This window comes from Methylophaga sp., assembly GCF_048266885.1.
GTDB lineage: Bacteria > Pseudomonadota > Gammaproteobacteria > Nitrosococcales > Methylophagaceae > Methylophaga.
On the sequence record NZ_JBLWYR010000011.1, the window covers coordinates 67,731 to 93,257 of the forward strand.

The following is a 25,527-nucleotide window of genomic DNA, read 5'->3' on the forward strand; positions in this document are numbered from 1 at the left end:
TTTACATGAAAATACTATCTAACTAACGTCGCCTTCATTTTGCTGATCCTCAGGCAATAACTCACCCACATCAGCACTAGGAGTAACGTTTAATCCATCTTTGGTTCGGCGGTTGTTTTCTTTAACTAACTGCTGATGATTGGCATCCCAGTCACCACCGGTCGTTTCTTTGGTGATTTGGTCCAGTGTTTTAACGCCCATTTTATTTAACAGCTCATCGGACTTGGCTGATTTGAGTGGATCAATCTGACCAGGTGACTGGCCAACCCATTCAGCACCCAAATAGGCAGCACGAATAAATGGATCGGAGAAATATCCAGGGGCTTTCAGTCGGCCCATAGCGACCGCTTCATCAATCATAGCTTCATAGATTGGCTGACAGAAACGTTCTGCCAACCATTGTCTTCTGGCCATGAAGAAACGCCATGCTTCAATCATCGCGGCACGTGATGCTGAGTAGCTGGCTGTGAAATGCTTGATCAATATTTCATAAGGCAGCTCAAGTGCGGTACCAATCTGACGCAGGATGGCCAATACAAACGGATCAAAAGCTTGGTTAGGTCTGCCGGGGTTAGCCACTTCAATTGACTCATTGGGCCCTAAACCTACAATGGCACCATTACCCAGTGATAAATCTTGTTCTGAATTAGTAGCACCTTCGGTTAATTGTTCAAGTTCACCATCACCATCTTCTGTTTTTATAAAGACTGAGAACATTCCCCCGACAACTGCAGCCATTAATTCGGCTTCTGTATATCGTCCCAACTGTTTTAATGAATCAATGACAGGTGCTAGATCGGGAATGCCTCGTGTTTGTCCTGGACGCAAAGGCTTAAACAAGTGAAGTACTTGTGGGCGGCCATTCGCATCATTGGCAGCAACGATCTGCCATGCGGTTTTTTTATTGTTTATTGTTGAGCCTGGGTGCTTAGTGATGATGTGATAGTTAATCGGTGCGCCATACTCATCTTTTTCAATACCATCAACCAGCCTATCAGCATTACGTTTGTTATTTTTATTGCAAACCCGCTCAGCTTCAATCATTTGAACGCCAAGTGTATAGGGAAGGTTCTGGCGTTTTTTGGTGACTAACAACGCAAATGTATCGCCTTTTTCGAGTACGCTACGGAAGGCCAGATCCTGCATACCTGCAAAGGATGTGTTTCCAGAAACATTGATCGTTTTAGCTAATTCGTTAAATTCAAACTCTGCAGTGCTTTCCCATTCATCTGCTTGTTCATCGGATATCGGAAGGTATTTTCGCTTAATCGATGGCTTTAGTTTGAGACCAGAGCCAACAACAGATGTCACTTTGGTATTAATGACGCCAGTTGCTAAAGGGTTATTACGAATTAAGTCACTTGAACGATCTCGTAATTTTTTTAAATCATATTCAAGCGAGCTATCAGCATCTAATGAAGGGGCACGCCATCCTTGCATTGAGCGTTTATTGCTTGCACCTGAATAACCACCCATGAGTGCATTAACTTGCTCTGTAGCGAGCTCACGTGCAACCGATGCCGGAAGTAAAAAATTTCCGAAAGGTGTGTTGACGTTGTTAACCATTCGGTACCGCCAATCTGATACGTTTTCCACCTCGGGTGAGTTGACGAACTTTCTTATCCCAAAACTGGATATTTTTTAATGCTTCAGCATGCGTGATCGAACGACCAGAAATCGAAACGCTTTGGCCTTTTGCCAGACGCTCATCAGCTGCTAACCATGTGTCCAACTTAGCTTGTGCTTGTTCTTTTGTTATTCCAGTCATTAAAGACTAACCCCTTCGCTAAGTTGTCGTTTTTTTGGTTTTGCTGTAACGGGCGTGGCGTTATCAGCTGGTGTATTTGTTTGCTCCACTGGATCTGGAGCTGTAAACAAATCGCTTTGTATGAGCTTTTGTTCGATAGCATCCCAATGCCCGGCTTTCATTAAATGTACTTTTTTAGCTCTAGCCGCATGCAGCGCATACACTTCACAATCAAGTGCTTCATTACGTTGGCCAGCCCTCAACTGCCAAACCATTTTGTTGCGAATGGAGCGGTGAGGCGCTTTAACTTCGGCAAGTACTTGATCGAAATAATCAACACGTACTGTTTTGTATGTGTGGAAACGATCCTTTCCCCTGCCGACTAGTTTGAGTCGTCTATCAACTTCATCCTTGGCTTTGTGGGTACCGACAATAAACGGAGCCAAACCATACTTGGCAGCCTTGGTGTTAGCTTTGTTTTTGGTGTCGATTGACTGTTTCGGTTTGGCAAATATCTCGCGGGTACCGTAATCATTTGATGATCCTTTCACGGCCATCGATGAAATCGATCTGTATTTTTTGCTCATGTCACGAACAAAGGCATAAACATTGTCAGAGGTGGTACCGTCTGAGCTGTCAAAGCTGGCTGCACTCATCATTATCGAAGCACCTGAAAAGTGCTTGATTGGTGAATAAATCAGCTTTTCTAATTCGCCCCAAACTGGATCTAATTTGTCATGAACATTCCCGTGGAGCTCATGCCAATAAACTAACCAGCTTTCCTCATCACGGCCCCATGCTCGAATGATCACAGCAAAGCGGTTGTGCTGAACGTCGATGCCTGCAGTTAATATCAGGCCATCCCGTGGCACTTCCAGTTCTGGGTAATCAAGTGCTTTATCTTTTAGTTCATCTGCCTCAGGTGCATCAGACTTGAACTCATACGGCAAACCAAGTGCTGCATTGGTGAACACTATTGAGTCAGTCTGATCGCCTTGCTCAAGCTTTTGTTCAGCTTCGAGATAGCGTTCAACTAACCTTGAAAAGGTTGAGCCTGGAAACGGGCTGTACAATTCGTTGATGTAGAAGCCAGCAACACCTCGAAATTCAGCAGTATTCTCTGGATACATCTGTCGTACATTTTTTATCTTTTCGTAATCGTTCCAAATAGCCCCACAATGAGGGCAAGAGTAATAAGCGGTTTCAGGTCTAGCATGTCCATATATTTCATGTAGTTGGTTTTCGTCCTCATCCCATCCTACGTTTTCCCAACTCAATGCGTGAGCTTCGCCACAGTGATGGCAAGGTACAAGAAAAATTCTTTTATCAGAACCGTTATAAGCATCCTCTATTGTTGATAGACCTTTGATTGAGGGTGTACCACCGAAAACTATTTTCCTTCGAGAATATGTTTTGGTTCTTTCCTCAAGCAACTTAATTGAGTCGCCTTGCTTGCCAACGTTTTCGGATGCATCATCAGGTTCTTCAACAAATACTCTGGGTGCAGGTGTTGACTTGACATTACTCGGACTGTTGGAACCAACTAGTTTGATAAATCCACCAGGGAATTTTTTAAATAAAGCTCTGTTTCCGTCCTTTCTGCTTGTAGTTACGTCAAGCTTATCTCTAAGCCTTGGTGTGGCTGTGACCATCGGACCGAGTTTTTCTTGTCCAAACTCTCTGGCTGAATCAGTCTTACTGAATAAGCCGATTACAGGCGATGGATCTATATCAATAATTCGACCAAGCCAGTTATTTATAACACCGTCTGTCCATGCGACTTGAGCAGACTTCATACAAACAACTTTGTAAACGTTTGGATCGTCTAATGCTTCGTGTATGAACTTAACCCACGGAGTTAATTTTGAATTATATTTTCCGTGGATGTTTGATGATTCAGCAGCTAAATAACGATATTTATCAGCCCACTCAGTAGTCGTTAATTTCGGTGGAGGTAACCATTTTTTCATCACTCTTGACATCATCGTTTGCATCGATTGCGTGCAAGCTTGTTGCCAATTGGTTGAGGGAGTCATAAATATGTTCCTGTATCAGCGATACATCAATCTCAATGCCATGCATTGCTTTAATATCGCTCGCCACTTTTTCAGGTAAAGATAAGAGCTCCTGTTTTGCTGCAGTAACCATGGACACAAGTTGGGGTTCGATTTCATTAACATTCACCAACTGCCCTGCTTTCTCTTTGACCATTAACTCTCTAAGGTCTGCATTACTGTTGGCCTCTCTGATTCTGGCCAGTGTTAATTTGCCTTGATCCTCACCACCGCGGCCCGCTGCCTTTTCTCGCAAATCACGAATATAGGTAATGCGGATGTGATCCAGTGTGGAGGTGTCACGATTTAAGCCAAGGTTTTGGCAAACGGTACCGGCGTTTCGCTCGCTCATATCCAGATGATTGCCGATAACTTTTAATGTTGGCACGTCTCACTTCCTGAATTTTGAGCTGATGAATCAATCACTTCTGCAACTGAACCCCCTATAGGAATTCAAATCTACAAAAAAACCGGGGTGTTAATTACCCGTGTGGGCTGGGGGCCCGGGAGTACCTTTAGTTTGCTGTATCGAGTGCGCGTCTCAAGCTTCGGGCCATGGCACCGGGAAAGCCTTCATCTATTGCACGTTGTGTTACGCCATAGAAGTCGAACCGAGCTTTATAGTTTGGTTGCTTAACAAAGATGAGCACTGGTTTCCATTGCTTACCTTGCACACTCCAGATGCCACGTGTGCCACCTACTTCACCAACGATATACTTGAGTGTTCGTCTGGCTGCAGGAGTGTTGGCCTTGTAACCTTGCTCACCAAACCCACCAATGTTAGACAGGATCTTATTCATGGTGCCGTTCGGTATGTTGCCGAACCGGTCAAGCCTGAGTGCTTTGCTTGGTACAATGAATTCATCAGGCCGCAAAATACCAGCACGTCTCAGTGTTGCCTCTGATCCTTTAGGCTTACGTTTGCCGCCTTCGATGTGTGGCTTCAGTGTGTTCTCAACCGCTGAACCAAACTTACCAAAGACATTCTTAAAGCCAACCTCAGACTTCAGGTTGTTCTTACTTGCTCTGGTCACTCGTAATGATTTGAGGATGAAGGGTGTTGGTCTATCAAACACCCTTTGCATTTCTTTCACACCGGCTGACTGTCCAATGGTAGCCGCTTCATTGAGGGCTAAAGCCATGGCAAAAGGGATTTGCTTCTTCTCTACATCCGTCAGATTCTTAGTGAGTTTATCCAACTCTGATTTGATTTGAATGTTCATAGTGCATCAGTAAGTGAAGCATCTGAGTCTTTCGGGTAAGGCTGTATGTTCGCCCTGCTCAATGCATTAGCTGTTTCTTTAGCAGCTATCTCTAACTCTGTCAGATATGCCTGGCGCTTTTTATGTCGAAGAGTAAACCAAAACACCACTATCATCAGGACGAATGAAGTGAATGAAACAAACACATTGACCACATCAGCAAAGGCTAAGCCAGCAATAAGCAGATTACCACTGGCTGTAACGGTAAAGATCTTCGGTAATAACGTTGATGCAATGTGCTCAATAAACTGTTTCATTTCCTCTACTGACAAACTGCACCCCATATCACAGGCATAAAAAAAGCCCCTAACGCAAGCGCTAGAGGCATTTATGGAATCTTGTGCTGATTTATATAACAACTCGGGGCCCCTTTGCAAACTTTTCTTTCATATCCGCTAAATCACTATCGCTTACATTGATAATGATTTCACCAGCAAAGGTTTTTTGCGCAGACTTAACAAAGGCTGATTCAATCAATGCTGCCACTTCTGGCTTGTTTTCTTTAATCCATCCCCATGCAAAGGCTTTACGTTCATTGTCCAATGCTGACAGATTCAGATCCATCAGTTTGATACCAGGTCTCGTAAAGAACTAGCCACAAAGCCGATAGTGAAATCGTGTGCTGCCTTAATCTTCTTTTTGCCACATTTCAGCCGGTCTGCCACTTCATCCCAGCTCAACATGTTTCCGGTTTCTTTGTCTTCTGTGTAATACAGCTTAGTGGCCTTAAGCGCCAGGTCATCAAACTTGCCCAACTCACACAACGCTATTTCAACACGCATTTCAGTGGGGTAATCACCTTCATGGATTTTAATGTGATCCATCTGCTCAGCTGACATCGGTGGATAACCTAACCTTGCCATACCATCCCGGCTCGCCCACTGACCCCAACGATGCAGCAAGGATTTGGTGTTTATCCGAACATCACGATTCATAACCACCCCCATGAAAAAACCCTCTGTGACAACCAAGACAACCCAAGACAACCAAATAAAAACAGGTTGTCACAACATAACTATCTGATTTTTTTATTAAAAAACATGATGTGACATATGTGACAACGTATTCACGTACGTGCGCGCATGTGCGCATGTGCACGCACGTGTCACGTAAGGAGGTTGTCTTGGTTGTCACAAATCGGCTAAAGCGAGATATACCAACATTTTTCAGCGTGACAACCTCTTTTAAAAAGGTTGTCACAAGGTTGTCTTGGTTGTCACAAAATTGGTTGTAATTAGCCATAATCAAAAAGGTGCCTCATTTTTCACAGGTCGCACATACACCCGCCGCTGCACTTTTTGAGCAGAAACACCTGTTATGATCCATCGCCTTTCGTTTTTCCAACCGAGAGATTTCATGATCGGACTAAGCCGGTTTTGATGGGCGCGGGTCATGTGCCCGCCATCCAGTTTTATACAGTTCAGCAATAAGTCCGCAGCGGTGAAATATTCATCTGTAGCCGTATCGAGGTAATCCTGTAGCATCGACTCCCACGGGTCCGCTTGCATACGATCATCCTGCTCGCTCTCGAAAAGAGCATCTTCTTCAGCCCCATCGACCCACCATCGCTCACCCGACTGATAAGCATGAAACGCCTCAGCCCATAGCAAATCGCGAAAATCAGCTAGCGCCTGAATATTCACCTTAGTGCACATAACCGGCCAATAGCGCCGGTTACCTGTGTAATCCTTCAAATACTCATCTTGATTCGTGGTACCGACAAATACACATTGACGTGGAAAGTCTTGAGCAAACATGCCGTAACTCGGTCGATATCGGTCACGCTGTTGAGAAAAGAACATCTTAGCCGCTGTATTCTCAGCCTTATTGAACGCATCCAATTCGGCCATTTCAACGCCCCACACCCCCGTAATGTTCTGATAAGCATCCTTATCGCCTATCGGTATGGGTGCATCAGAAAACCACTCACCAAAGAGCGTCTTCACAGCTGTTGATTTCTTAATCCCCTGGTTACCTTCCAGGATTAACACCGTATCAACCTTGTTAACGTCGTCCGTTTTCAACGGCAGCATAATTCTGGCCACTGCCGAAATCATGAAATATCGACTAACTAATTGCAGGTACTTTGACCCCGCCTTAGCTTTCGCACCGAAACAGCCCTCTAGCCAATTATCAATCCGACTAACGCCATCCCATTTAACAGATTGTAGATACTCTCTAACCGGATGAAATCGCCTTGACTGGCTTGATGTTAACAAGGCATCCAACATCTCACCTCTGCCCGGTTTGAATTTATGACGAGAGGTTAACCAAATACCCAAACGTGCCGTATCGCCGTCATCCCACTCACCCAATTTAAAATCTTTAACACCAGGCAGTTTTCGTTTGATGATTCGATACGAAAAATCGCAATAAGCAAGCACATCCTTCCATGCCGGGTCGTTATCCAATATCTGCAAAATATTAAATGCATGATTTTGAATAACGCCTCTATCATTTCTCATCAGCCGTTTTTGCCACAACTCCGCCGCAGGCTGATCGGGGGTATCGGGCACTTCATGCTGCTTAATCTGCTGTTTAAGCTTCTTCTCGTTCTTCTCTAATTGAGCGCGGATAGACGCTGCCACCGCCTCGGGGCCATATTGCATAGCCAGGTCGATAAAAGATTGCGTCATAATGAATCACCAGCAAACGGATACACGCACTGCCCCTGACAATCAAAAGCAGCTAACGCAGCCGGAATGCTCTCCTGATCATCAGATGCACCTGACCCCGATCCACAAATTAAAATAAACAATTTCGGAAACTTCTTACGAAACGCCTTAGCCACAGCCCGTAGATTCTCATCATCAAACGTCACCGCAACCGGCCAATTCATCGTTTTATGAATCACCGCCGCCGACGCATAATCACGCACAATGGCCACTTCTTTTTTCACTTGGCCAAGCAAATGAAACGCCCCTGAAAAATCCGTACCCGTCAAAAACTTGGCATTGCCCGCCTCATTCACAAACTGCAAGCCGCGCCATTCATCCGTAATCGTCTTAATCGGTATCACCACCGTTTTTTTGCTATACCGCAAGCCATAGCCACCGATATTGTGTTCAAACAACCACGGCGCTTTTCCACGGTCTGGCAACTTCTCAAAAATCTCAGCAGCACGGTGTGATGCCTCAATATGCATCTCCTGCTCATGCTGCTTTTGGACTTCCTGCATAGTGGTAAAAAGCTGTAATGACTCATACATTGATTCAAACGGATCATCATCCAGCATGTCCGGCTTTAAAAACTCAAACCGCCTGTCATACCAATTACACACAAACCCGCACAACTCAGTGCGAACATCCGGAATCACCAACTCAGTAAAGCAATAAGACCCGCTTTTGGTCCCACTCGCCTTACCCTGCACCGGCACACGATGCACAGCACCATCCGTCACCAACGCATCAACCATCAGCCCCATCGATTGAACATGTGCCAAGGCATCAGAAGCGATCACGGAAAAAACTCACAACTTTATTGAACAGAATAGGTGCCTGAGATGGCAGCGTAAAAACAGCCATTACGAAGGTAAACACAGTGGCAACAACGCAATAGATCCCCATGCACAAATAAAAGAAACACACACTGATCCATGACTCATCGTTATCTTTATTCTTCACTCGCCACCTCTAAATAAAACGAAGGATCAACCTCACCCAAGGCATAGCGTTTAGATGATTGGCGTAATCGTGATGCACCACTAGAAAGCCGAAGCGACGATCCCCCCCGAGTACGCGTGCGCGTCATAGGCGAATCAGCAAAACTAGGCGTAGGAAAAACAGCCGCCTGAGCCGAAATAAACGCCAGGCATAAACACAACACCTTTGGCGAAATCTTCAAATAACCTTTTGCCACCGCTATCGAAATGGCATGAGCCCTATTCTTAGCATCCAACTTAGCTAACAAGGCATGATGATGCGTATTGATGGTTGAAAGCGTTCGATGACACGCTTCGGCTATCTCTGGCAGGGTCAGGCCCGTGGGCAGCATCGCCAACAAATCATTCTGTTTATTGGTTAGCTCAGATTTAGCTCTATCCACCTCGATATCAATATCCATAGCCAAATCCTTTTTCATAGGTTAGATCGAAGAAATTAGTGACAGAAGCGATCAAACTGCACTCACTGGAATAAAAAAGGCGACCGAAGCCGCCAAGGACACCCCGATGCAAAGGAAATTGGAAATCACCGAGATGAGAGAGAATCATGCTGCTGTCACCGCATCAAACAGATCGGGCCGTAATTCGTGCCTGGTAATAGCACCGTTTAATGCCTTTTCTATTTTTACAGCAGACTCAGCGGAACATCTGGAATGACCTTTAGCCATTTTCCAAATTGCCGCCTGAGAAATGTCGCTAAGCCTGGCCAGCTCTGTCTGGCTACCGGCCAACTTAATTGCTTTATCAATGGGGTTTACTGGTTTCATGGCGACAAATTATTACTTTGGTTGTTATTTGTCAACAGAAATTACAACTTTGGTGTTTTTACTTTTTATGCGCGTGAGAATAACTTGCGCAAGTGGAAATTTGCATCTTATGCATAGTTATTTACTGGAATTCGAATTATGACTACCCTTGCAGATCGGGTTAAACAAAGGATGGTTGACCTCGGCCTAACAGAAGAGCAAGTTGTTGAACGAGCTCATAGAGTTTTTTCACAAGCGGCTTTTCACAAGATTAAATCAGGAAAAACAAAGCAAACTAAATACATTATTCAAATTAGTCAGGCACTCGAGTGCAATTCAATTTGGCTTGCCACTGGTATTGGTTCACCAACCACACCAGGTAATGTTCAAATTGAGCAGAATCCGTATAAAATCGGCACACAAATTGTTGAGGGCAATATTGGGGAAAGCAAACTTCCCTATAGATCGCTACCAATAAGGAATGTGCCCGTGATTAATAAAAAAAATATAATAGAGAGAATTAAGCCCGCTGAACTAACGCCGGAAAATCACAAATTCTGGTGCCCTACCAAATCCGTTAGCATCAACTCGTTTGCTGTATCTGTAGAAGAACTACCCACACCTAATGATAGGTTTGGTTTTCATACCAGTGCCTTTATTATCATTGATCCTGATTGCAATCTTGAATCAGGGAACATGGTATTAACGCTAGACAACAACAAAATACTTTCAATTAAACGATATGAAATCCAAGCAAATTTGCCATATTTAGGGTCCTTCAATGAAAACTACAAACCCGTTTTATTGGATGATTCCTACCAAGTCATAGGTAAAGTTTCCGGCTCATATCAGGAGTTTTAACAATGAGACTATATGTATATATAGTATTGTTAATGATAAGCAGCAATGTTTATTCTGATGATTTCAGAGGATCAAGTTGGGGTGAAGATATTGAATCTGTTAAAGCAAAAGAAACAGCGCAACTCATCAACCAATACCCGACTCAACTAGTTTATAAAGCACAAATTGCCGGTATAGATATGGCTGCTGCTTATATTTTCTCTGATAGTAAGCTGGTAAGTGCTATGTACATAAGTGACCAAAAATATCTAAATAAAAATAAACACATAGGGGATTACGAAAAATTAAAAGAATTGTTAACGACTAAATATGGCGAACCACTCATAGATGATATTAAGTGGCTAGCAAATTTATTTAGAGATGATCCGCAAAATCATGGGTTAGCAATCTCAGTTGGCCAACTTATATATTATTCAGAATGGAAATCAGGAAATACTCAGATCACTAATATGTTGGGCGGCGAAAACCAATCGATATCATTGGCAATTATCTATACTGATTTAACAACTAAAGAAGATGTTGAGGCTGCAGAAAAAAAACAGGCAGTTGACCAACTTTAACCAATAGCCTTACTCATAAATTTAGCCCGCGATCGCGGGTTTTTTTTGCGCAAAATATACTTAATACACTTTTAAAACTACCAAAACGGGATCCCAAAATAGCAATTTCGATAAAATTATAACTTTGGTTGTTGACATATAAAACAACCTTGGTTATAAATGTCGCCACGGTGCAAAAACAACACCGTCGTGCCCGGATCTTAACTCCCTCCAAGAATCCAGGAACCGGGCACGTTTTCTAACAGGAGACTGACATGGATAAATTACCTGCTCCAACCCTAAGCGAAACGCTAGGCGAATTTGATGCTGGCTTATTTGAAAAGCTGGCAGGCAAAGCACTGCGTGAAGTTGCACTCGGCGTCAAAACTAACGTTAGCAATGGCACAAAAGGCAAAGTCACTATTGAACTGACATTAAGCAACGACCCTGAATCGGATCGTGTGAAAGTTCAGCACCGTCTGACCTACACCAAGCCCACTATGCGTGGCAAATCATCCGAAGAAGCCACCACCTCCACCCCGATGTATGTGCGTCGTGATGGTGCCTTGACCATTTCTCCAGAAAAACAGGAAGAAATGTTCTCAGAAAACCCAAAAGTGACAGGGATTAAAGTCAATGGATAGACAAGACATTCAAACCCTTTTGGGGCTTGCCGGTAGTGTTTTGGATCGTGATCTGGAAACGCACATTCCTACCGCTATCGTCTCAAACGAAACTGCTCTGACATCACTGGAAAAATATGGTGCGGCACCCCTGTTTTATCGGGCCATGCTCAGCACCAAATACATCGAGCAATTCTTAAATTACACACGTGAACAAGCTTCATCCCATGTGTTTATCAATGAAGAAAACTTCGGTGCGGTGGCTTTTTATGATCTTGGTACACCTGCAGAACCTAAATGGGGACATCACAAAGCCGGTTTAAGCCTTGAAAAAGAACCTGCCTATGCTGCCCTGCTTAAAAGATCTGATGTTCAGATGGATCAACAAAGCATCATCGACTTTATAGAAGACTGGATGGAAAACATCCAATTCCATGATGTTGATGGTGAAGAAATCAGCAGCACCGATGCCATTAAAAACATCCGTCGACTGAAAATCAAAGTCAGCGGCGAAAGCAATCAAGACCAGGGTAACTATGCCCAATCCCGCAGCACATTAGAAGAAGTCGAATTGCAAGCGGGTGAAGCACCGCCGCCTGCTTATTTCATTTTCAGCTGCATCCCATATCCCGATCTTGGAATGCGTGATTTTGTCTGTTCGCTTCGTGCTAATGCCAAAAAAGAAGGTTTCACATTGGCCTTTCGCATCATCAAACAAAGCGCGATTGAACACGAAATTGTTCAAGAGTTTTGCAAAAAAATCAGTGATGGCCTGACTGCTGAACACAAAGTCACCATCGGCAAATTCAGTTATCAGAACTAATAAATAAAGCCCCGGTGATGGCCGGGGCATAGGGAGAACCCCATGCGAAACACAATGGAAATAAACAGCAAAAACCGAGACGCATACACCCCTGAGCAAAAACTCAATACCGCCATTGGTGTGTGCATGATTCTTATCATTGCTATTCCTCTGGTCGCGTAATGAAACGGCTCAAATGGGTTTATAGAAAGCACGGCAGAGTCATTAACGATCTAGTGTTTTTGATTGCCTTGTTCGTTGGCTCACAAACCGCCTTTTTCTGGATTAGCTAATGCACACGCGACCAAGCACCCGTAACCCAAACATCGACATTGGCCTGGCTGTGCTCGACATCATTCGCCCTGCCGGTATTGCACTGCCCCATAGACTCATTGCCGATGTGTGTGGCTGCTCGCCCCAATTTATTTACGGCCTTGAACAATCCGCCATTAAAAAGATAAAGCAACAAACCAGTGGCGACCTTCAAGACTTTTTGAACGATTAGGAGAGACCCCAATGAATGAAGAACAACAACGATTTTTTGAATTGATCCGACGTTGCCAGTCGAGAAACATTATCAGTGGTTTTTTTGATCAGACAACCAAGTCGTGTGATGTACCAGCAGCCAAAAAAGCGATTAAAGGCAACATCCTAACCAATGCTGAAAAAGTCATGCTCGCATTCTTTGTCAACATTTGGCTAGGAAAAGACGAACTCAAATTTAGCATCACCGATGCGGCTGGTTTGCTGGATGACCATAACCGCCAACTGATTATGGGCTGGTTAAACCGCCCGTTTTGGCCATAAGGAGACTGCCATGAAAAGCATCGTTTCATTAGATAACGAAATGAAATCTCAACTTCACCGTTTAGCCTGTATTTTCCCCAGAAAACTGGCTGACTTATCGGTTCGTGTTCATAAAACGCCATCAAATAACTTTGTTTTGACATTTGAAACAATTGTGACGATGGCAGATAGCAACATAACTGTTTCAGGGCATGGTTGGACAGCAGAAGAAGCTGTTAACAACGTAATGAAGCGCCTAAAGATCACAACCGTTCAGCAATACATTCAAACAAAAGAGTTTGAAGAATTAATGGACCACATGGAGCTTCATTTAGTAGAGCGGAGTGCAGCATGAAAAACCCATCATTAATTCTAGCCGCTGCCATGGCCGCAATCGGCTCACCTGGCATATTTCACATTAATGGATTTAAAGACACCCTTACCAGAAATCGGCCGGCTATAACCAAAAGAAAGTCTGAAAAGGTCGGCAAATCAAATAACACCCTATCCCAAAAAGGCCGACGTAAACGCCAGCGTCAATACAACAGCCAATCATTTAAAAAAGGCCGTTCACTATGAGCATTATCTATCAAGCCCAGGCTATTGACGAACAAATGGCCCGACTCAAACTGCTTTTTCCTGACCATGCAGCTGACATACACATTGTTATTTTTAAGCTACAGGACAACAGAGTGGTGTATGGATTCAAGGCTGCTGCCAACTTCCCATTTCATTTGATTGAAAAGCTTGGTGCCACAAAATCTCAGGTTAAACCCGCTGTTGATTCGTTATTACATCAACTTGGCATCACGGGTGTGGAACAACACATCATGATCAATCGCCACCGCTTCCCAGATATGCAGCAAAAGCACGTTTTGTTTAGCGGTCTAAATGCCGGGAGCTTGCAATGAACCCAATCCAGCCCTTACTCGATATTCAGCAAAACTTACGCATCGAACACGAGCGTATCGAAACTGAAATTGAAAAGCTTAAAAAATTACTTAAGTTACCGCTGCAGCCATGTGCTTTTTGCAAAACACAGGATGCCAAGCTGGTCATATTCCTGAGACCCAATGAGCCTAAAACACACTCACTGCTGATCCGATGCTCATGCGGCATAGAAACTCAGCCACAAACCTGCTTTGAAAATGAGCCAACCAGCTTTTATTCAGCCATATCCCATTCACAACAAATTTGGAATGGACACCACCATGAGTAATTCAGAAACCAAATGGGCTTATGGGCAAATACCCAACTTAACAACCGGCTGGGCAATCATCCCCTTTCGGCACAAACCACATCACTGGAAAAGGCTACACGCCAACCTAGATGGTGAAGCCCTCTATCTATCCAAATGCGGGCTTAAGGCAGTGACCAACTCACAAGTGCAGCCACTCAACATAGGCAACTACGAAAAATGCCAAAGATGCCAGCAATGGCTATCTAACGACACTAAACACAAAGCCCCTTAAATGGGGTTAAGGGGTGCCAGCTAATTGCTGGAATTTTTGAGAATAGATTTTTATTAACCAGACAAGAGGACAAGACAATGATAACGCGCCGGAGAAAGCCCGGCAGATGGGGCCAGAATCGTATCAATAAGCACCCTGCACACCTTTAATTAACTTAAAGCATTGTGTGGTAGCAAACGTGCAGGGTGCTTATTAATGCGGTGATATGAATCACCACGCATCAGGCTGCTGATTGACAAGATGACCATACGTGCCCGGTCATCCCTCTGGCGAGGCAGTCAGCAGCCTAATGCGGTGCGAAACGGCAAGAGCGTAATAATCCGGGGAATAGGCTCTCAGTGCCGACTCGGCGTAACACCGCAGATAATTATTGGAGAGCTTTATGAACACTACAGTAGTACCAAATGAACCAACTATGGAGATGCTAAAGTCAGCCGTTGCACGTGAGCAGGTTGATGCAACTCATTATGGTCGCATTGCTGATACTTATAGAACAATGGTTAAAGCTGCGCCCGATCACCAGTTTTCTTGGCCTGTTGTAAATGAAATACAACTAGAGCGTGTAAGACAAATTGTTGAAGAAGGGTTCACCCGACAACATGACGATAGATATGATCCGGGTGTCATTGCGGGTGCCGCTGCAGCTTATGCCATGCATGCAGCAGATGCCCTACATCCACAATCCCAAGGTGATGCATTCCGAAACGGTGAGATCCCTGATGGCTGGTGTTGGGATAAAAAATGGTTCAAACCCACTACCCCGCGTCAAAGCCTAATCAAAGCTGCAGCATTAATCGTTGCAGAGATTGAGAAACTGGATAGACAGGCTTAAACCATGTCTGAACTCCACTGCTCCCGCTGCTGGAAACCTGTCGGCAACTTGATTGAAGGCGAAATCAATCACGGTGTGCGTCTGGTCTGTGACAAATGCGACGACAAGAAAATGAGCGACGGCATCCCACACTCACTGCCTGAGTTTTTACGCTTAAGCCCATCCATTAATCAACAGATGGCCAGAGCCGGGAAGGAATCGAAATGAGAGTCAATGTAATTTCAATGAGTGGAGGCAAGGACAGTACTGCAATGGCATTACTTGCTCTCGAACGTGAAACGGAAAACCTTCGTTTTGTCTTCGCTGATACAGGCCATGAACAACAGCAAACACTTGATTATATCGACTATCTTGAATCAGCTTTAAACATCACTGTTGTGCGTGTAAAGAGAGATTTTACTCGTGAAATAAATGTACGTAGAGCCAACCTATGCAAGCCATCAGCAAAAAAGGTTCGTTATAAACGAAAAAAGGATAAGGCTACTGGAAAAATCAAAAAAGTTCGGATTCGTGGTTGGAATAACCGTGGCCGGGTCCGGGCGTTAAGTGTGTTATATCCAACTGGAAATCCATTTCTAGATTTGTGTTTATGGAAGGGCCGCTTTCCTTCAACCAAAGCCCGTTTTTGTTCCAGTGAATTGAAGCATATTCCTATCGGCGACTATATCGTTAATGAGCTTGAAAACAATGAAGTATATAGCTGGCAAGGCGTAAGAGCCGAAGAATCAGAAGATCGAGCCAAGCTAACCGAGCATGAAGATGTTGGTGGTGGCTTATCTATCTACAGACCAGTTCTCAATTGGACATGGCAAGAAGTTTTTGCAATGCACGATAAGCATGGAATAAAACCTAACCCACTATATAAGCAAGGCATGGGCCGTGTGGGTTGCATGCCATGCATTCATTGCAAAAAATCTGAATTAAAACAGATCAATTATCGTTTCCCAGAAGAAATTCAGCGGACTTCTGAAATGGAGACACTGGTTAGATTAGCCAGCAAGAGAGGTGCAGCATCATTTTTTGCAGCCGATAAAACGGCTGAAGGCAGAGAGAAAACTAAAAGCGGCATCATCACGAATATACCTCTAATCCATAAGGTTGTGGAGTGGAGCAAAACCACACGTGGCGGCAAAATGTTCGACTTATTCGAACATGAAGAAGCCGAAGTCGCCTGCTCATCAATGTATGGGTTATGCGAATGATCCCCCAAGCCCGCTCAACCACCCCAAAACACATCAGAGACAGGCTGAGAACGCCTGACTTCATCACATGGTGGTTAGGCCAGCGATTCAACTTTGCCATTGATCTGGCAGCTGAGCGCGGCATTGAGAAATTTCCCTTGTTCCTCTGCAAAGAACAAGACGCACTCACCATGGACTGGCACAAACTGCCGTCACCAGGCTTTTGTAATCCGCCTTACAGCGACCCCAAATCATGGTTGAAAAAAGCCTGGACAGAAGCACAACTCGGTTACACATCGGTTTTTTATCTGCCCAACCCCAACGGTGAAGAATCATTCCGTGATTACGCCTTTGGCAAAGCATCGACCATCATCTACATCAACGGACGCATTGCCCATCTGGCCCCCGAAGATTTCATCGTCAAAGGCAAAAACAACAAACCGGATAAGCACTATAAAAAAGGCGATGAGGTATCAGGAAACACTCGTGGATCCTGCGTGCTGGTCTACGACCGCGACCATGAAGGTGACATGAAAACCGAATGGATCAACCGCGACGATATCAAAGCCGCCTATCAACACTTTTTAGCACAACAGGAGCACGCCGCATGAGCGTCAACAAAGTCATATTAGTGGGCCGACTCGGCGTCGACCCCGAAAGCCGGGCATTTGCTAACGGTGGATCAATCTGCAATTTACGCATAGCCACATCAGAGTCATGGCGCGACAAACAAACCGGTGAACGCCAGGAGCGAACCGAGTGGCACCGCGTTGTGCTACGTAACAAACTCGGTGAAATCGCTCAGCAATACCTCACCAAAGGTGCACAGGTATATATCGAGGGCCGAATTCAAACCCGTAAATGGCAAAACCAACAAGGCCAAGACCAATACACTACCGAAATCGTTGGAGAAACCATGACCATGCTCGGCGGTGGCAGTACCACCAAAGACCAACACAGCCCACAAAGCCAAGCTGAAAAACAATTCGCATCACCACCGCCACAACAAGCTGCGCAGTCCAGCACGGACTATGACGGCCAAGGTGGCTATTACGATGATGACATCCCTTTCAAACCCTTCCCTAGTGCTTACGTTATTTGAGGTAAAAAATGATTTATTTAGCCAGCCCATACAGCCATACCGATCCAACTATCATGCAGCAGCGATTTGAAGCAGTCGAAGCAAAGGCCGCTGAACTCATGAAAGAAGGTATTCCGGTTTACTCACCCATTGTTCACGGCCATGCAATGGCGCAACGCCATAACCTGCCAACAGACTTTGCATTTTGGCAAAACCACTGCATATCCATGCTCAAAAAGGCTGACAGCATGATCGTGCTATCACTCGATGGATGGGATAAATCCATCGGTGTAATGGCAGAGATAAAATTCTGCCACGCCAACGCCATCGATGTCACTTTTGTAAGTGCATAAAATCAAACAGCCTTAAGGATATTGAAATGACTAATTTACTAATTGCCAGCGGTGCCACTCTTATCGGCTTTTTTGTCGGCCTTGTAATCACCGCATTAATAAAAAAAGCCGGTGATTCAAAAGACGATACGCGCTTCAACATCATGTTAGAGCATCACGACATTATTGAAGCACGGTTAAGCAGATATGCAGACAACGCTGATCGGACAGCCGATGCGCTGGAAACGATCGTCAAATATCTTGAGAAAAGGTGAGCACAATGGAATTTCAAGAAATTATGCATGTTGAAATGAAGCCAGATGTCTATGGTGGTGATAAGTGTGATCAGGTTGTTCCTCGTTGGGAGGCATACGGTGAAGGCGATATGGATTCAGACTTTTTGTCAGAGCCACTTAAATTAGATTGCAAAGACTTTCCACCAGGCATCAAGGTGATCGTTTACATTCCCTGCTGCCCGGCGTGTGGACAGATGTTTGAACTTTGTAAATCAGATGATGGTTGTGAATTCGATTGGGATGAGTGGGTTCAAGATGAATACTCCTAATCCAGATTTAAAACCCTGTCCTTTATGTGGTAAGGACTCTCAAATCACCACCCTTAATCATGGACACAAGTCAACTTATAACGCTTCATGCGGCGTTGAAGATGATGACTCTGATACTTGTGGGTTGGTTTTGTTTGGCGGATCTAGTGATACATATAAAACGATTAAAGAAAAGTGGAATAAACGAATTGGAGAAGGTGAAGACAATGGATGAAACCGCTCTTTTAAAAGCTGCAAAAGTCCTGTGGGAATCGGTCATTCAATCAGCCGGCTCAACCCTAACATGGGAAGAAGCACAGCAAGAACACCGTGATCTAACCATCGAACACGCCAGGCGAGCGATTATGACTTATTTGGACCATGCTAATCAGATTGAGAGCTGAAGATTATGGCTGAGCAATTAGAAATCGACGGTATCGGCCAACAAAAAGCCAAGCTATCCGACTGGAAAAAGGCGAATGACATCTTCACTCACCATTCACCACACATGGATAAAGCAGATTTGCAGTGGACCTGCTGGAGTGAAGATAACGATCCCGGTGATTTCTTAGGAAAACACGGTGATGATGCCTTCGGTTTTGGCAGTTCAGAAAAAGCAGCTATCGCTGACTTTTGCCATAAACACAATATTGAACGTCCATTTTGGTGGTGATCATATGTCATTCTTAATTCAAAACGAAATATCAAACGAGTTTCTGACTGAAGAAGAAGTCGAGGAACTAACAGGAGCCAGTCAACTTAATGTGCAGCTCAACTGGTTAAAAGAAAAAGAGTGGGAATATAGCGTTAATCATAAAAACAAGGTTAAGATTGGCCGGTGGTACGCTCGGATCAAGATGTCCGGAATATCAACCAAAGCTGTTGAGATTAGCCCAATGAAACTGCCTAACTTTGACAAAGTATCATGACACCAAAGCATAAAACCGCTCATCCCGAGTTACCGCCACGCATGGTCAAACGCCCGTGGAAAACTCGCAAAGGCATCAACGTGGCGTATTACTACGAGCACCCACGTGATGAAAACGGCAAGCGGCTCCTTGAGCCATTAGGCACCGATTTTGCCAAAGCCAAACAAAAATGGGGCGAGATTGAAGGCGTTAAGGTTGATAAATATTCAGGCAATACGCTCGGCGCTGTGTATCAGCAGTACATGAAATGGGCCGAAAAAACCAACATCTCAAACCTGGCACCCCGCACGATTAAAGACCGCAAAAACTATTGGAAACAGCTTGAAGCCGTATTCGCCGACATTGAAATGGATGACTTCAAACCAGAGTGGTTTTTGCAGTATTTTGAATCGCGTAGTTCACAAGTGGGCGCGAAAAAAGAAATTAAATTTATGTCAGTGCTGTTCAACTGGGCCAAGCTGCGCGGGTTATGCGGTATAGAAAACCCCATCACCGGTACCACCAGGCAGTACAAGGTAAAAGAGCATCGAGATATATTAATCACCAGCGCCGAATTCAATGCAGTTTATGATGTTGCGCCAGCTTTTATTCAGGATCTCATGTCAACGCTCTACATGGCCGGAACGCGACCTGATGAAGCAATCAGTTTCAGATTCTCACATGACAAAGGTGACAATCTGATGTATCAAATGCCAAAAACCAAACGCATCAAGCGTGTGCAGATTGGCCCGGACTTTCGTAAACTGATTGACCGACGTAAAAAGCTACTCGCCTCATCTAAAGTAACGCTGATTGATCCAACGATATTATTTGATGATAAGGGCCAGCCGCTCACATTAAATGGAACAATAAAATATTGGTTTAAAAAAGCCCGCGACGATGCAAAATTAAAACGCCGGTGGCAATTAAAAGATATTCGCCCATTTGCAGCAACAGAGCGATATAAAAAAGAAGGAATTGAAGCTACGCGCAAGTTTTTGGGCCACTCCACTGAGGCACAAACACGGGCATATATCAGAGACTATTTAGGGGAGGAAACACAGAGCTTAGAAGCAGTGGAAAACGTAAAGATGGCGAAAGTAAAAGCAGATTATGGCGAAAGTAGTTAGTAACAACTAACCTTGAAAGTATTGTAGAAATGGTACGCCCGGCAGGACTCGAACCTGCTACCCTCGGCTTAGAAGGCCGATGCTCTATCCGGATGAGCTACGGGCGCATTAATAACTAAGTGAGGCTGAAGCAGTCAAAAAATGGTCGGGGCAGAGAGATTCGAACTCCCGACCCTCTGGTCCCAAACCAGATGCGCTACCAGACTGCGCTATGCCCCGACTTTTCCAAGGACAGACATCCTCGAAGAAGGCGAAATAATACGCTGATGGCGATAGCGAGTCAACAGCACATTTATATTTTTTGCCGTGGTTGGCGCAACGTGCGATCATAGCCGCTTTTGAAAGGCCGGAACCAACAGAATGACTGCCCAAATCATTGACGGAAAGACAATTGCTGCCGAGCTAAAACAGAAAATCAAAGCAGCAACTCAAATGCGCCTTGCTACCGGCAAACGTCGGCCTGGACTCGCTGTAATATTGATTGGAGACAATCCCGCTTCACAGGTTTACGTCGGCAGTAAGCGTCGCAGTTGTGAAGAAGTAGGTTTCAAATCTGAATCGTTTGACTTACCCGAAACCGCCAGTGAGCAGGAACTACTGGATCTGATAACTCAGCTTAATGAAGACGATGAGATTGATGGCATTTTGGTGCAGCTACCTTTACCTGCACATTTCAATACCGATGTGGTGATTGAACATATTGCTCCGCATAAGGATGTGGATGGGTTTCATCCTTACAATATTGGTCGATTAGCCCAGCGTAATCCACAGTTGCGTCCATGTACGCCCAAAGGTGTCATTACCATGATGCAATCTGTCGGGATTGAACTGAAAGGTAAGGAAGCAGTAGTCGTCGGAGCATCCAATATCGTCGGCCGACCAATGGCATTGGAATTATTACTGGCCGGATGCACCACTACCGTATGTCATCGCATGACCAAAGATCTGGAATCTCATGTTCGTCGTGCAGAAGTGCTGGTTGTTGCGGTAGGAAAACCCAACTTTATTCCGGGTGACTGGATCCGTGATGGCGCTATCGTGATTGATGTAGGTATTAACCGATTGGAAAACGGGAAGTTAACAGGTGACGTTGAGTTTGATAAAGCCAGCGAAAAAGCATCGTGGATTACACCTGTGCCTGGCGGTGTTGGCCCAATGACCGTAGCCACACTTCTGGAAAACACTTTGTTTGCTGCTGATCAGCTGCATCAATAACAGAGAAAGCCCCTCTGGTTATGGAGGGGCTTCCAGAGTCTCTATTCAACTACTCCATTGCCAGCCACGAATTTCCGGTAAATCCTGGCCATGTTCCCGAATATAGTCATCATGCTCTGCCAGTTTCTGTTGAATAAATAATTCAATTTCAGATACTTTGTCGCCGGGTAGATTGGGCAGATGTTTTACAGCGTTTTCCATTAGATGAAAACGATCCAAACCATTAATCACTGCCATATCAAATGGCGTGGTGGTGGTACCCTCCTCTTTGAAACCATGGACATGCAAGTTTTTATGATTGGTACGACGGTACGTCAATCGGTGTATCAGCATTGGATAACCATGATAGGCAAAAATAACCGGTTTATCTTCGGTGAATAATGCATCAAATTCATCTTCTTCAAGCCCATGAGGATGTTCACTGGGTGATTGTAATTTCATTAAATCCACGACATTTATCACCCTGACTTTCAGCTCAGGTAAAAACATATTCAGTAATTTCACCGCAGCCAATGTCTCCAATGTCGGCACATCACCGCAACACGCCATCACCAGATCCGGTTCGTTGCCATTATCATTACTGGCCCATTCCCAGACGCCTACGCCTGCGGTGCAATGTTTTACTGCCGACTCCATATCCAGCCACTGCGGTGAAGATTGTTTACCCGCTACAACCACATTCACATAATTACGGCTACGCAAACAGTGATCGGTAACAGATAAAAGTGTATTGGCATCAGCGGGGAGATACACCCGTACCACTTCGGCTTTTTTATTTACCACATGATCAATAAAGCCCGGATCCTGATGCGAAAAGCCATTGTGATCCTGGCGCCAGACATGTGATGACAATAGATAATTCAGTGATGCAACGGGTTTACGCCAAGGGATCTGATTACAGATTTTCAGCCATTTGGCATGCTGATTAAACATTGAGTCGATGATATGAATAAACGCTTCATAGCAGGAAAAAAAGCCGTGACGCCCCGTTAACAGATAGCCTTCCAGCCAACCCTGACATTGATGTTCACTGAGCATTTCCATCACTCTGCCATCTTTGGACAACTTGTCATCGCCCGGAATCATTTCTCCCATCCAGGTTCTGCCGGTGACTTCAAGCACATCCTGCCAACGATTGGAGTTATTTTCATCGGGACTGAACAAGCGGAAGTTCTTGGCATCAAGATTCTGTTGCATGACATCGCGCAGAAATTTACCCATTACCCGGGTCGCTTCACCTTTTGTTCCACCAGGTTTTTTGACTTCCACCGCATAGTCACGAAAATCAGGTAAGACTAAATCCTGCAACAACTGCCCACCATTTGCATGTGGATTTGCGCCCATCCGTCGATCATCCTCAGGCGCTAATGCCGCCAGTTCCGCTTTGAGTTTACCGCTATCGTCAAATAGCTCTTCAGGGCGATAACTTTGCATCCATTTATTAAGGATTTCGAGATGCCCTTCCTTATCCATATCGCCCATAGGAACTTGATGAGAACGGAATGTGCCTTCGGTTTTTTTACCATCTACTTCTTCTGGACCGGTCCAACCTTTGGGTGAACGAAGAATGATCATTGGCCAGCGGGGACGCAGATGTACGCCATGTTCACGCGCATCATTCTGAATATGCCGGATTTGTTCCATGGCTTTATCCAATGTTGCCGCCATCAGTTGATGCATCTGCTGCGGATCATCGCCTTCAACAAAATACGGCGTATAACCGTAACCATAAAACAATGCTTCCAGCTCATCATTGGGGATACGCGCCAGTACTGTCGGGCTGGCGATTTTGTAACCATTCAAATGCAATATTGGTAATACCGCTCCATCATGCTGCGGGTTCAAAAATTTATTCGAATGCCAACTGGTGGCTAACGCACCCGTTTCCGCTTCACCATCACCGACCACACAGGCCACAACCAAATCAGGATTATCAAATGCCGCACCATAGGCATGGGATAAGGCATAACCTAATTCTCCCCCCTCATGAATCGAGCCAGGGGTTTCCGGAGCAACGTGACTGGGTATGCCACCCGGAAAGGAAAATTGTTTGAACAAACGTTTTATGCCGGCTTCATCTTCGGATATGTCCGGATAGGTTTCACTATAAGTTCCCTCCAGATAGGTATTAGCGACCAATGCCGGGCCACCATGACCAGGGCCGGCTATATAGATCATATTAAGGTCACGTTGTTTGATAACACGGTTTAAATGTACATAAATAAAATTGAGGCCTGGTGTGGTACCCCAATGGCCCAACAGACGTGGTTTGATATGACTTGCTTGTAAAGGTTGTTTTAATAAAGGATTGTCATAAAGGTAGATTTGTCCTACCGACAGATAATTTGCGGCACGCCAGTAAGCATGCATTTTGTCTAATAAGTCCTGATCCAGTGGTTGTAATGTATTTGATGGTTCAAATGTCATTTTGCTTTTCCCCTTAATGATTCAGGTTCAATAGATCGCACATTGATTGTGCAATCATTAATTCCTCGTTGGTCGGGATGACCCAGACGGTAACTCTGCTTTGTGATGTTGAAATGCGCAGAGCATTTTGCTGATTTAATTCGTTATCCAGTTCAATGCCGATAAATGCTAGTTGCTGACAAATCTGTGCCCGAATTTCCGCTACGTTTTCACCAATCCCGCCGGAGAATACCAAAGTATCCAAACCGCCTAACGCCGCCGCATAGGCACCAATCTGTTTACAGGCCTGATAACAAAAAACGTTTATGGCATCTTCGGCATTTGGATCTGTAGACCGTTGTTCCAATAACTGCTGCATATCACTGGTGGTGGTAGATATTCCCAGCAATCCAGATTGCTGATTAATCATTGTTTCAAACTGTTCAGCACCCATGCTTTCACTTCGGTTAAGAACACCAAATAAACCCGGATCAAGATCACCACTACGAGTCCCCATAACCAGGCCAGCCGAAGGTGTCATCGCCATTGTGGTATCAATAGATTGTCCATTTATTACAGCGGCCATACTGGCCCCATTACCCAGATGCGCCAAAATTATCCTGTCGTGGTTAGATTTTTCAGCATTCTGCTGTTGTAACTCCTGCATTAAATATTGGTATGACAGGCCATGAAATCCGTATCGATAAATACCTTTTTCATAATACTGACGGGGAATGGGGAGTAATTTGGCAACTGTTGGCAGATTCTGATGAAATTCAGTATCAAAACAAACCATTTGTTTTAACTTTGGGAAATGCTGGTCAAATGCTTCGATTAATTGAATCTCACCCGGTAAATGCTGTGGATCAAGAGGTGTTATTGCCGACAAATGCTTGATTAGTTGCTTGGTGACCCATTGCGGATTTTTATACTGATGACCACCGTGAACAATTCGATGCCCAATAGCTTTAACTGAGCTGATATCAATATTTTTATAGAACCAATCTATCAATACATCAATAGCCTGCCGGTAATTATCAGCTTTGATATCTACAGTGGATTCTTCTGCCTGAATCGAATTTGTGACACGCAACTTGGCTGCAGACAATCCCAGCCCTGTGAGCTTGCCGGACAAAATGGGAGTAAGCGATTCGGTTACGTTATACAACGTAAATTTGATACTGGATGAACCGCCGTTGATAGTAAGTAAATACGTTTTATCTTTGGGCATAATCGATCCATTAATGTAAATTCGATCATGCCCACACTAAACCGCTTTGTATAGCTAGGAAGTAGATTAATGACGCTATTGTTGATTTAGATCAGGAGAAAATTGCCATAAATT

38 protein-coding genes and 2 tRNA genes are annotated in these 25,527 nt (G+C 44.6%); 24 read left to right on the plus strand and 16 right to left on the minus strand.

The window, feature by feature from the left end; genetic code table 11:
* Positions 1-18: 18 nt before the first annotated feature.
* From ACN0V2_RS07205 to ACN0V2_RS07260, 12 genes are all read right to left on the minus strand, one after another.
* Positions 19-1,566 carry a phage portal protein gene (locus tag ACN0V2_RS07205; RefSeq protein WP_417550127.1) on the minus strand — a complete coding sequence of 516 codons (1,548 nt, stop codon included), beginning with the start codon at positions 1,564-1,566 and terminating at the stop codon, positions 19-21.
* Positions 1,559-1,768 (minus strand): hypothetical protein, encoded by a 210-nt coding sequence (locus ACN0V2_RS07210; RefSeq protein WP_417550128.1) that lies wholly within the window; start codon positions 1,766-1,768, stop codon positions 1,559-1,561. Before ACN0V2_RS07210 ends, ACN0V2_RS07205 begins: the two co-directional genes overlap by 8 nt.
* Positions 1,768-3,783: a phage terminase large subunit family protein gene (locus ACN0V2_RS07215; protein ID WP_417550129.1), complete on the minus strand. Its 2,016-nt coding sequence runs from the start codon at positions 3,781-3,783 to the stop codon at positions 1,768-1,770. Before ACN0V2_RS07215 ends, ACN0V2_RS07210 begins: the two co-directional genes overlap by 1 nt.
* Positions 3,677-4,189 (minus strand): hypothetical protein, encoded by a 513-nt coding sequence (locus ACN0V2_RS07220; protein WP_417550130.1) that lies wholly within the window; start codon positions 4,187-4,189, stop codon positions 3,677-3,679. Before ACN0V2_RS07220 ends, ACN0V2_RS07215 begins: the two co-directional genes overlap by 107 nt.
* A 127-nt stretch (positions 4,190-4,316) precedes the next feature.
* Positions 4,317-5,024, minus strand: coding sequence for a hypothetical protein (locus tag ACN0V2_RS07225; protein ID WP_417550131.1), 708 nt, complete (start codon positions 5,022-5,024; stop codon positions 4,317-4,319).
* A complete protein-coding gene (locus ACN0V2_RS07230) occupies positions 5,021-5,320 on the minus strand; it encodes a hypothetical protein (protein ID WP_417550132.1) in 300 nt (99 codons plus the stop codon). Before ACN0V2_RS07230 ends, ACN0V2_RS07225 begins: the two co-directional genes overlap by 4 nt.
* 91 nt (positions 5,321-5,411) lie before the next feature.
* On the minus strand, positions 5,412-5,627 hold the full coding sequence (locus ACN0V2_RS07235; protein WP_417550133.1) for a hypothetical protein: 216 nt from the start codon (positions 5,625-5,627) through the stop codon (positions 5,412-5,414).
* Complete coding sequence (locus ACN0V2_RS07240; protein WP_417550134.1) at positions 5,627-5,998, minus strand: hypothetical protein; 372 nt, start codon at positions 5,996-5,998, stop codon at positions 5,627-5,629. Before ACN0V2_RS07240 ends, ACN0V2_RS07235 begins: the two co-directional genes overlap by 1 nt.
* A 309-nt stretch (positions 5,999-6,307) precedes the next feature.
* A complete protein-coding gene (locus ACN0V2_RS07245; RefSeq protein WP_417550135.1) occupies positions 6,308-7,699 on the minus strand; it encodes a VapE domain-containing protein in 1,392 nt (463 codons plus the stop codon).
* Positions 7,696-8,523 carry a hypothetical protein gene (locus tag ACN0V2_RS07250; protein ID WP_417550136.1) on the minus strand — a complete coding sequence of 276 codons (828 nt, stop codon included), beginning with the start codon at positions 8,521-8,523 and terminating at the stop codon, positions 7,696-7,698. The genes ACN0V2_RS07245 and ACN0V2_RS07250 overlap by 4 nt, the downstream gene beginning before the upstream one ends.
* A 152-nt stretch (positions 8,524-8,675) precedes the next feature.
* Positions 8,676-9,125 (minus strand): helix-turn-helix domain-containing protein, encoded by a 450-nt coding sequence (locus ACN0V2_RS07255; protein WP_417550137.1) that lies wholly within the window; start codon positions 9,123-9,125, stop codon positions 8,676-8,678.
* A gap of 144 nt (positions 9,126-9,269) precedes the next feature.
* Positions 9,270-9,491: a transcriptional regulator gene (locus ACN0V2_RS07260; protein ID WP_417550138.1), complete on the minus strand. Its 222-nt coding sequence runs from the start codon at positions 9,489-9,491 to the stop codon at positions 9,270-9,272.
* Between the two features lie 138 nt (positions 9,492-9,629).
* Here ACN0V2_RS07260 and ACN0V2_RS07265 point away from each other — a divergent pair, with 138 nt between their 5' ends.
* From ACN0V2_RS07265 to ACN0V2_RS07375, 23 genes are all read left to right on the plus strand, one after another.
* Complete coding sequence (locus ACN0V2_RS07265; RefSeq protein WP_417550139.1) at positions 9,630-10,331, plus strand: hypothetical protein; 702 nt, start codon at positions 9,630-9,632, stop codon at positions 10,329-10,331.
* A gap of 2 nt (positions 10,332-10,333) precedes the next feature.
* The gene (locus tag ACN0V2_RS07270; RefSeq protein ID WP_417550140.1) at positions 10,334-10,891 is read left to right on the plus strand and encodes a hypothetical protein; all 558 of its coding nucleotides are present in this window, start codon (positions 10,334-10,336) and stop codon (positions 10,889-10,891) included.
* Positions 10,892-11,145: 254 nt separating this feature from the next.
* Entirely contained in the window at positions 11,146-11,514 is a 369-nt protein-coding gene (locus ACN0V2_RS07275; protein ID WP_417550141.1) for a hypothetical protein, read from the plus strand.
* A complete protein-coding gene (locus tag ACN0V2_RS07280; RefSeq protein ID WP_417550142.1) occupies positions 11,507-12,316 on the plus strand; it encodes a DUF2303 family protein in 810 nt (269 codons plus the stop codon). Before ACN0V2_RS07275 ends, ACN0V2_RS07280 begins: the two co-directional genes overlap by 8 nt.
* Positions 12,317-12,587: 271 nt before the next feature.
* Positions 12,588-12,800, plus strand: a complete 213-nt coding sequence (locus ACN0V2_RS07285) for a hypothetical protein (protein WP_417550143.1) — start codon at positions 12,588-12,590, stop codon at positions 12,798-12,800.
* 11 nt (positions 12,801-12,811) lie between these two features.
* Positions 12,812-13,102 carry a hypothetical protein gene (locus ACN0V2_RS07290; RefSeq protein WP_417550144.1) on the plus strand — a complete coding sequence of 97 codons (291 nt, stop codon included), beginning with the start codon at positions 12,812-12,814 and terminating at the stop codon, positions 13,100-13,102.
* Positions 13,103-13,112: 10 nt separating this feature from the next.
* Entirely contained in the window at positions 13,113-13,436 is a 324-nt protein-coding gene (locus tag ACN0V2_RS07295; protein WP_417550145.1) for a hypothetical protein, read from the plus strand.
* Positions 13,433-13,660 carry a hypothetical protein gene (locus tag ACN0V2_RS07300; protein WP_417550147.1) on the plus strand — a complete coding sequence of 76 codons (228 nt, stop codon included), beginning with the start codon at positions 13,433-13,435 and terminating at the stop codon, positions 13,658-13,660. Before ACN0V2_RS07295 ends, ACN0V2_RS07300 begins: the two co-directional genes overlap by 4 nt.
* Positions 13,657-13,992 carry a hypothetical protein gene (locus ACN0V2_RS07305; RefSeq protein ID WP_417550148.1) on the plus strand — a complete coding sequence of 112 codons (336 nt, stop codon included), beginning with the start codon at positions 13,657-13,659 and terminating at the stop codon, positions 13,990-13,992. Before ACN0V2_RS07300 ends, ACN0V2_RS07305 begins: the two co-directional genes overlap by 4 nt.
* Entirely contained in the window at positions 13,989-14,300 is a 312-nt protein-coding gene (locus ACN0V2_RS07310; RefSeq protein WP_417550149.1) for a hypothetical protein, read from the plus strand. The genes ACN0V2_RS07305 and ACN0V2_RS07310 overlap by 4 nt, the downstream gene beginning before the upstream one ends.
* A 635-nt stretch (positions 14,301-14,935) precedes the next feature.
* Complete coding sequence (locus ACN0V2_RS07315; RefSeq protein WP_417550150.1) at positions 14,936-15,385, plus strand: hypothetical protein; 450 nt, start codon at positions 14,936-14,938, stop codon at positions 15,383-15,385.
* 3 nt (positions 15,386-15,388) lie between these two features.
* Positions 15,389-15,592, plus strand: coding sequence for a hypothetical protein (locus ACN0V2_RS07320; RefSeq protein ID WP_417550151.1), 204 nt, complete (start codon positions 15,389-15,391; stop codon positions 15,590-15,592).
* The gene (locus ACN0V2_RS07325) at positions 15,589-16,587 is read left to right on the plus strand and encodes a phosphoadenosine phosphosulfate reductase family protein (RefSeq protein ID WP_417550152.1); all 999 of its coding nucleotides are present in this window, start codon (positions 15,589-15,591) and stop codon (positions 16,585-16,587) included. Before ACN0V2_RS07320 ends, ACN0V2_RS07325 begins: the two co-directional genes overlap by 4 nt.
* Positions 16,584-17,177 carry a DNA N-6-adenine-methyltransferase gene (locus tag ACN0V2_RS07330; RefSeq protein WP_417550153.1) on the plus strand — a complete coding sequence of 198 codons (594 nt, stop codon included), beginning with the start codon at positions 16,584-16,586 and terminating at the stop codon, positions 17,175-17,177. The genes ACN0V2_RS07325 and ACN0V2_RS07330 overlap by 4 nt, the downstream gene beginning before the upstream one ends.
* Positions 17,174-17,668 (plus strand): single-stranded DNA-binding protein, encoded by a 495-nt coding sequence (gene ssb, locus ACN0V2_RS07335; RefSeq protein ID WP_417550154.1) that lies wholly within the window; start codon positions 17,174-17,176, stop codon positions 17,666-17,668. Before ACN0V2_RS07330 ends, ssb begins: the two co-directional genes overlap by 4 nt.
* Before the next feature lie 8 nt (positions 17,669-17,676).
* Positions 17,677-18,000 (plus strand): DUF1937 family protein, encoded by a 324-nt coding sequence (locus ACN0V2_RS07340; RefSeq protein ID WP_417550155.1) that lies wholly within the window; start codon positions 17,677-17,679, stop codon positions 17,998-18,000.
* 26 nt (positions 18,001-18,026) lie between these two features.
* Positions 18,027-18,254, plus strand: coding sequence for a hypothetical protein (locus ACN0V2_RS07345; RefSeq protein ID WP_417550156.1), 228 nt, complete (start codon positions 18,027-18,029; stop codon positions 18,252-18,254).
* A 5-nt stretch (positions 18,255-18,259) separates the two neighbouring features.
* Positions 18,260-18,544, plus strand: a complete 285-nt coding sequence (locus ACN0V2_RS07350; protein ID WP_417550157.1) for a hypothetical protein — start codon at positions 18,260-18,262, stop codon at positions 18,542-18,544.
* On the plus strand, positions 18,531-18,758 hold the full coding sequence (locus ACN0V2_RS07355) for a Lar family restriction alleviation protein (RefSeq protein WP_417550158.1): 228 nt from the start codon (positions 18,531-18,533) through the stop codon (positions 18,756-18,758). The genes ACN0V2_RS07350 and ACN0V2_RS07355 overlap by 14 nt, the downstream gene beginning before the upstream one ends.
* Positions 18,751-18,927: a hypothetical protein gene (locus ACN0V2_RS07360; RefSeq protein WP_417550159.1), complete on the plus strand. Its 177-nt coding sequence runs from the start codon at positions 18,751-18,753 to the stop codon at positions 18,925-18,927. The genes ACN0V2_RS07355 and ACN0V2_RS07360 overlap by 8 nt, the downstream gene beginning before the upstream one ends.
* Before the next feature lie 5 nt (positions 18,928-18,932).
* Positions 18,933-19,196: a hypothetical protein gene (locus tag ACN0V2_RS07365; protein WP_417550160.1), complete on the plus strand. Its 264-nt coding sequence runs from the start codon at positions 18,933-18,935 to the stop codon at positions 19,194-19,196.
* A 4-nt stretch (positions 19,197-19,200) separates the two neighbouring features.
* Positions 19,201-19,452, plus strand: a complete 252-nt coding sequence (locus ACN0V2_RS07370) for a DUF4224 domain-containing protein (protein WP_417550161.1) — start codon at positions 19,201-19,203, stop codon at positions 19,450-19,452.
* Positions 19,449-20,561 (plus strand): hypothetical protein, encoded by a 1,113-nt coding sequence (locus ACN0V2_RS07375; RefSeq protein WP_417550162.1) that lies wholly within the window; start codon positions 19,449-19,451, stop codon positions 20,559-20,561. Before ACN0V2_RS07370 ends, ACN0V2_RS07375 begins: the two co-directional genes overlap by 4 nt.
* Before the next feature lie 30 nt (positions 20,562-20,591).
* On the opposite strand, the gene ACN0V2_RS07380 is transcribed toward ACN0V2_RS07375, so the two are convergent.
* Together ACN0V2_RS07380 and ACN0V2_RS07385 are read right to left on the minus strand one after the other, a co-directional pair.
* A tRNA-Arg gene (locus tag ACN0V2_RS07380) sits at positions 20,592-20,668 on the minus strand.
* Between the two features lie 35 nt (positions 20,669-20,703).
* A tRNA-Pro gene (locus ACN0V2_RS07385) sits at positions 20,704-20,780 on the minus strand.
* 141 nt (positions 20,781-20,921) lie between these two features.
* Between ACN0V2_RS07385 and folD the strand changes: the two genes are divergently transcribed.
* Positions 20,922-21,776, plus strand: coding sequence for a bifunctional methylenetetrahydrofolate dehydrogenase/methenyltetrahydrofolate cyclohydrolase FolD (gene folD, locus ACN0V2_RS07390; protein ID WP_417550163.1), 855 nt, complete (start codon positions 20,922-20,924; stop codon positions 21,774-21,776).
* 45 nt (positions 21,777-21,821) lie between these two features.
* Here the strand turns inward: folD and ACN0V2_RS07395 are convergent, their stop codons facing one another.
* Both ACN0V2_RS07395 and ACN0V2_RS07400 read right to left on the minus strand, forming a co-directional pair.
* The gene (locus ACN0V2_RS07395; protein ID WP_417550164.1) at positions 21,822-24,203 is read right to left on the minus strand and encodes a phosphoketolase; all 2,382 of its coding nucleotides are present in this window, start codon (positions 24,201-24,203) and stop codon (positions 21,822-21,824) included.
* A gap of 13 nt (positions 24,204-24,216) precedes the next feature.
* Entirely contained in the window at positions 24,217-25,413 is a 1,197-nt protein-coding gene (locus tag ACN0V2_RS07400; RefSeq protein WP_417550165.1) for an acetate/propionate family kinase, read from the minus strand.
* Positions 25,414-25,527: the final 114 nt, after the last annotated feature.

Excerpts from the sequence above, each read along its gene's own strand:
- ACN0V2_RS07255 (WP_417550137.1), bottom strand. The coding sequence starts at position 9,125 with ATGGATATTGATATCGAGGTGGATAGAGCTAAATCTGAGCTAACCAAT.
- ACN0V2_RS07310 (WP_417550149.1), top strand. The coding sequence starts at position 13,989 with ATGAACCCAATCCAGCCCTTACTCGATATTCAGCAAAACTTACGCATC.
- ACN0V2_RS07235 (WP_417550133.1), bottom strand. The coding sequence starts at position 5,627 with ATGGATCTGAATCTGTCAGCATTGGACAATGAACGTAAAGCCTTTGCA.
- ACN0V2_RS07205 (WP_417550127.1), bottom strand. The coding sequence starts at position 1,566 with ATGGTTAACAACGTCAACACACCTTTCGGAAATTTTTTACTTCCGGCA.
- ACN0V2_RS07370 (WP_417550161.1), top strand. The coding sequence starts at position 19,201 with ATGTCATTCTTAATTCAAAACGAAATATCAAACGAGTTTCTGACTGAA.
- ACN0V2_RS07395 (WP_417550164.1), bottom strand. The coding sequence starts at position 24,203 with ATGACATTTGAACCATCAAATACATTACAACCACTGGATCAGGACTTA.
- ACN0V2_RS07350 (WP_417550157.1), top strand. The coding sequence starts at position 18,260 with ATGGAATTTCAAGAAATTATGCATGTTGAAATGAAGCCAGATGTCTAT.
- folD (WP_417550163.1), top strand. The coding sequence starts at position 20,922 with ATGACTGCCCAAATCATTGACGGAAAGACAATTGCTGCCGAGCTAAAA.
- ACN0V2_RS07210 (WP_417550128.1), bottom strand. The coding sequence starts at position 1,768 with ATGACTGGAATAACAAAAGAACAAGCACAAGCTAAGTTGGACACATGG.
- ACN0V2_RS07325 (WP_417550152.1), top strand. The coding sequence starts at position 15,589 with ATGAGAGTCAATGTAATTTCAATGAGTGGAGGCAAGGACAGTACTGCA.
- ACN0V2_RS07290 (WP_417550144.1), top strand. The coding sequence starts at position 12,812 with ATGAATGAAGAACAACAACGATTTTTTGAATTGATCCGACGTTGCCAG.
- ACN0V2_RS07240 (WP_417550134.1), bottom strand. The coding sequence starts at position 5,998 with ATGAATCGTGATGTTCGGATAAACACCAAATCCTTGCTGCATCGTTGG.
- ACN0V2_RS07270 (WP_417550140.1), top strand. The coding sequence starts at position 10,334 with ATGAGACTATATGTATATATAGTATTGTTAATGATAAGCAGCAATGTT.
- ACN0V2_RS07260 (WP_417550138.1), bottom strand. The coding sequence starts at position 9,491 with ATGAAACCAGTAAACCCCATTGATAAAGCAATTAAGTTGGCCGGTAGC.
- ssb (WP_417550154.1), top strand. The coding sequence starts at position 17,174 with ATGAGCGTCAACAAAGTCATATTAGTGGGCCGACTCGGCGTCGACCCC.
- ACN0V2_RS07400 (WP_417550165.1), bottom strand. The coding sequence starts at position 25,413 with ATGCCCAAAGATAAAACGTATTTACTTACTATCAACGGCGGTTCATCC.
- ACN0V2_RS07375 (WP_417550162.1), top strand. The coding sequence starts at position 19,449 with ATGACACCAAAGCATAAAACCGCTCATCCCGAGTTACCGCCACGCATG.
- ACN0V2_RS07280 (WP_417550142.1), top strand. The coding sequence starts at position 11,507 with ATGGATAGACAAGACATTCAAACCCTTTTGGGGCTTGCCGGTAGTGTT.
- ACN0V2_RS07315 (WP_417550150.1), top strand. The coding sequence starts at position 14,936 with ATGAACACTACAGTAGTACCAAATGAACCAACTATGGAGATGCTAAAG.
- ACN0V2_RS07320 (WP_417550151.1), top strand. The coding sequence starts at position 15,389 with ATGTCTGAACTCCACTGCTCCCGCTGCTGGAAACCTGTCGGCAACTTG.
- ACN0V2_RS07345 (WP_417550156.1), top strand. The coding sequence starts at position 18,027 with ATGACTAATTTACTAATTGCCAGCGGTGCCACTCTTATCGGCTTTTTT.
- ACN0V2_RS07340 (WP_417550155.1), top strand. The coding sequence starts at position 17,677 with ATGATTTATTTAGCCAGCCCATACAGCCATACCGATCCAACTATCATG.
- ACN0V2_RS07305 (WP_417550148.1), top strand. The coding sequence starts at position 13,657 with ATGAGCATTATCTATCAAGCCCAGGCTATTGACGAACAAATGGCCCGA.
- ACN0V2_RS07225 (WP_417550131.1), bottom strand. The coding sequence starts at position 5,024 with ATGAACATTCAAATCAAATCAGAGTTGGATAAACTCACTAAGAATCTG.
- ACN0V2_RS07265 (WP_417550139.1), top strand. The coding sequence starts at position 9,630 with ATGACTACCCTTGCAGATCGGGTTAAACAAAGGATGGTTGACCTCGGC.
- ACN0V2_RS07275 (WP_417550141.1), top strand. The coding sequence starts at position 11,146 with ATGGATAAATTACCTGCTCCAACCCTAAGCGAAACGCTAGGCGAATTT.
- ACN0V2_RS07300 (WP_417550147.1), top strand. The coding sequence starts at position 13,433 with ATGAAAAACCCATCATTAATTCTAGCCGCTGCCATGGCCGCAATCGGC.
- ACN0V2_RS07285 (WP_417550143.1), top strand. The coding sequence starts at position 12,588 with ATGCACACGCGACCAAGCACCCGTAACCCAAACATCGACATTGGCCTG.
- ACN0V2_RS07230 (WP_417550132.1), bottom strand. The coding sequence starts at position 5,320 with ATGAAACAGTTTATTGAGCACATTGCATCAACGTTATTACCGAAGATC.
- ACN0V2_RS07245 (WP_417550135.1), bottom strand. The coding sequence starts at position 7,699 with ATGACGCAATCTTTTATCGACCTGGCTATGCAATATGGCCCCGAGGCG.
- ACN0V2_RS07360 (WP_417550159.1), top strand. The coding sequence starts at position 18,751 with ATGGATGAAACCGCTCTTTTAAAAGCTGCAAAAGTCCTGTGGGAATCG.
- ACN0V2_RS07215 (WP_417550129.1), bottom strand. The coding sequence starts at position 3,783 with ATGACTCCCTCAACCAATTGGCAACAAGCTTGCACGCAATCGATGCAA.
- ACN0V2_RS07365 (WP_417550160.1), top strand. The coding sequence starts at position 18,933 with ATGGCTGAGCAATTAGAAATCGACGGTATCGGCCAACAAAAAGCCAAG.
- ACN0V2_RS07355 (WP_417550158.1), top strand. The coding sequence starts at position 18,531 with ATGAATACTCCTAATCCAGATTTAAAACCCTGTCCTTTATGTGGTAAG.
- ACN0V2_RS07330 (WP_417550153.1), top strand. The coding sequence starts at position 16,584 with ATGATCCCCCAAGCCCGCTCAACCACCCCAAAACACATCAGAGACAGG.
- ACN0V2_RS07295 (WP_417550145.1), top strand. The coding sequence starts at position 13,113 with ATGAAAAGCATCGTTTCATTAGATAACGAAATGAAATCTCAACTTCAC.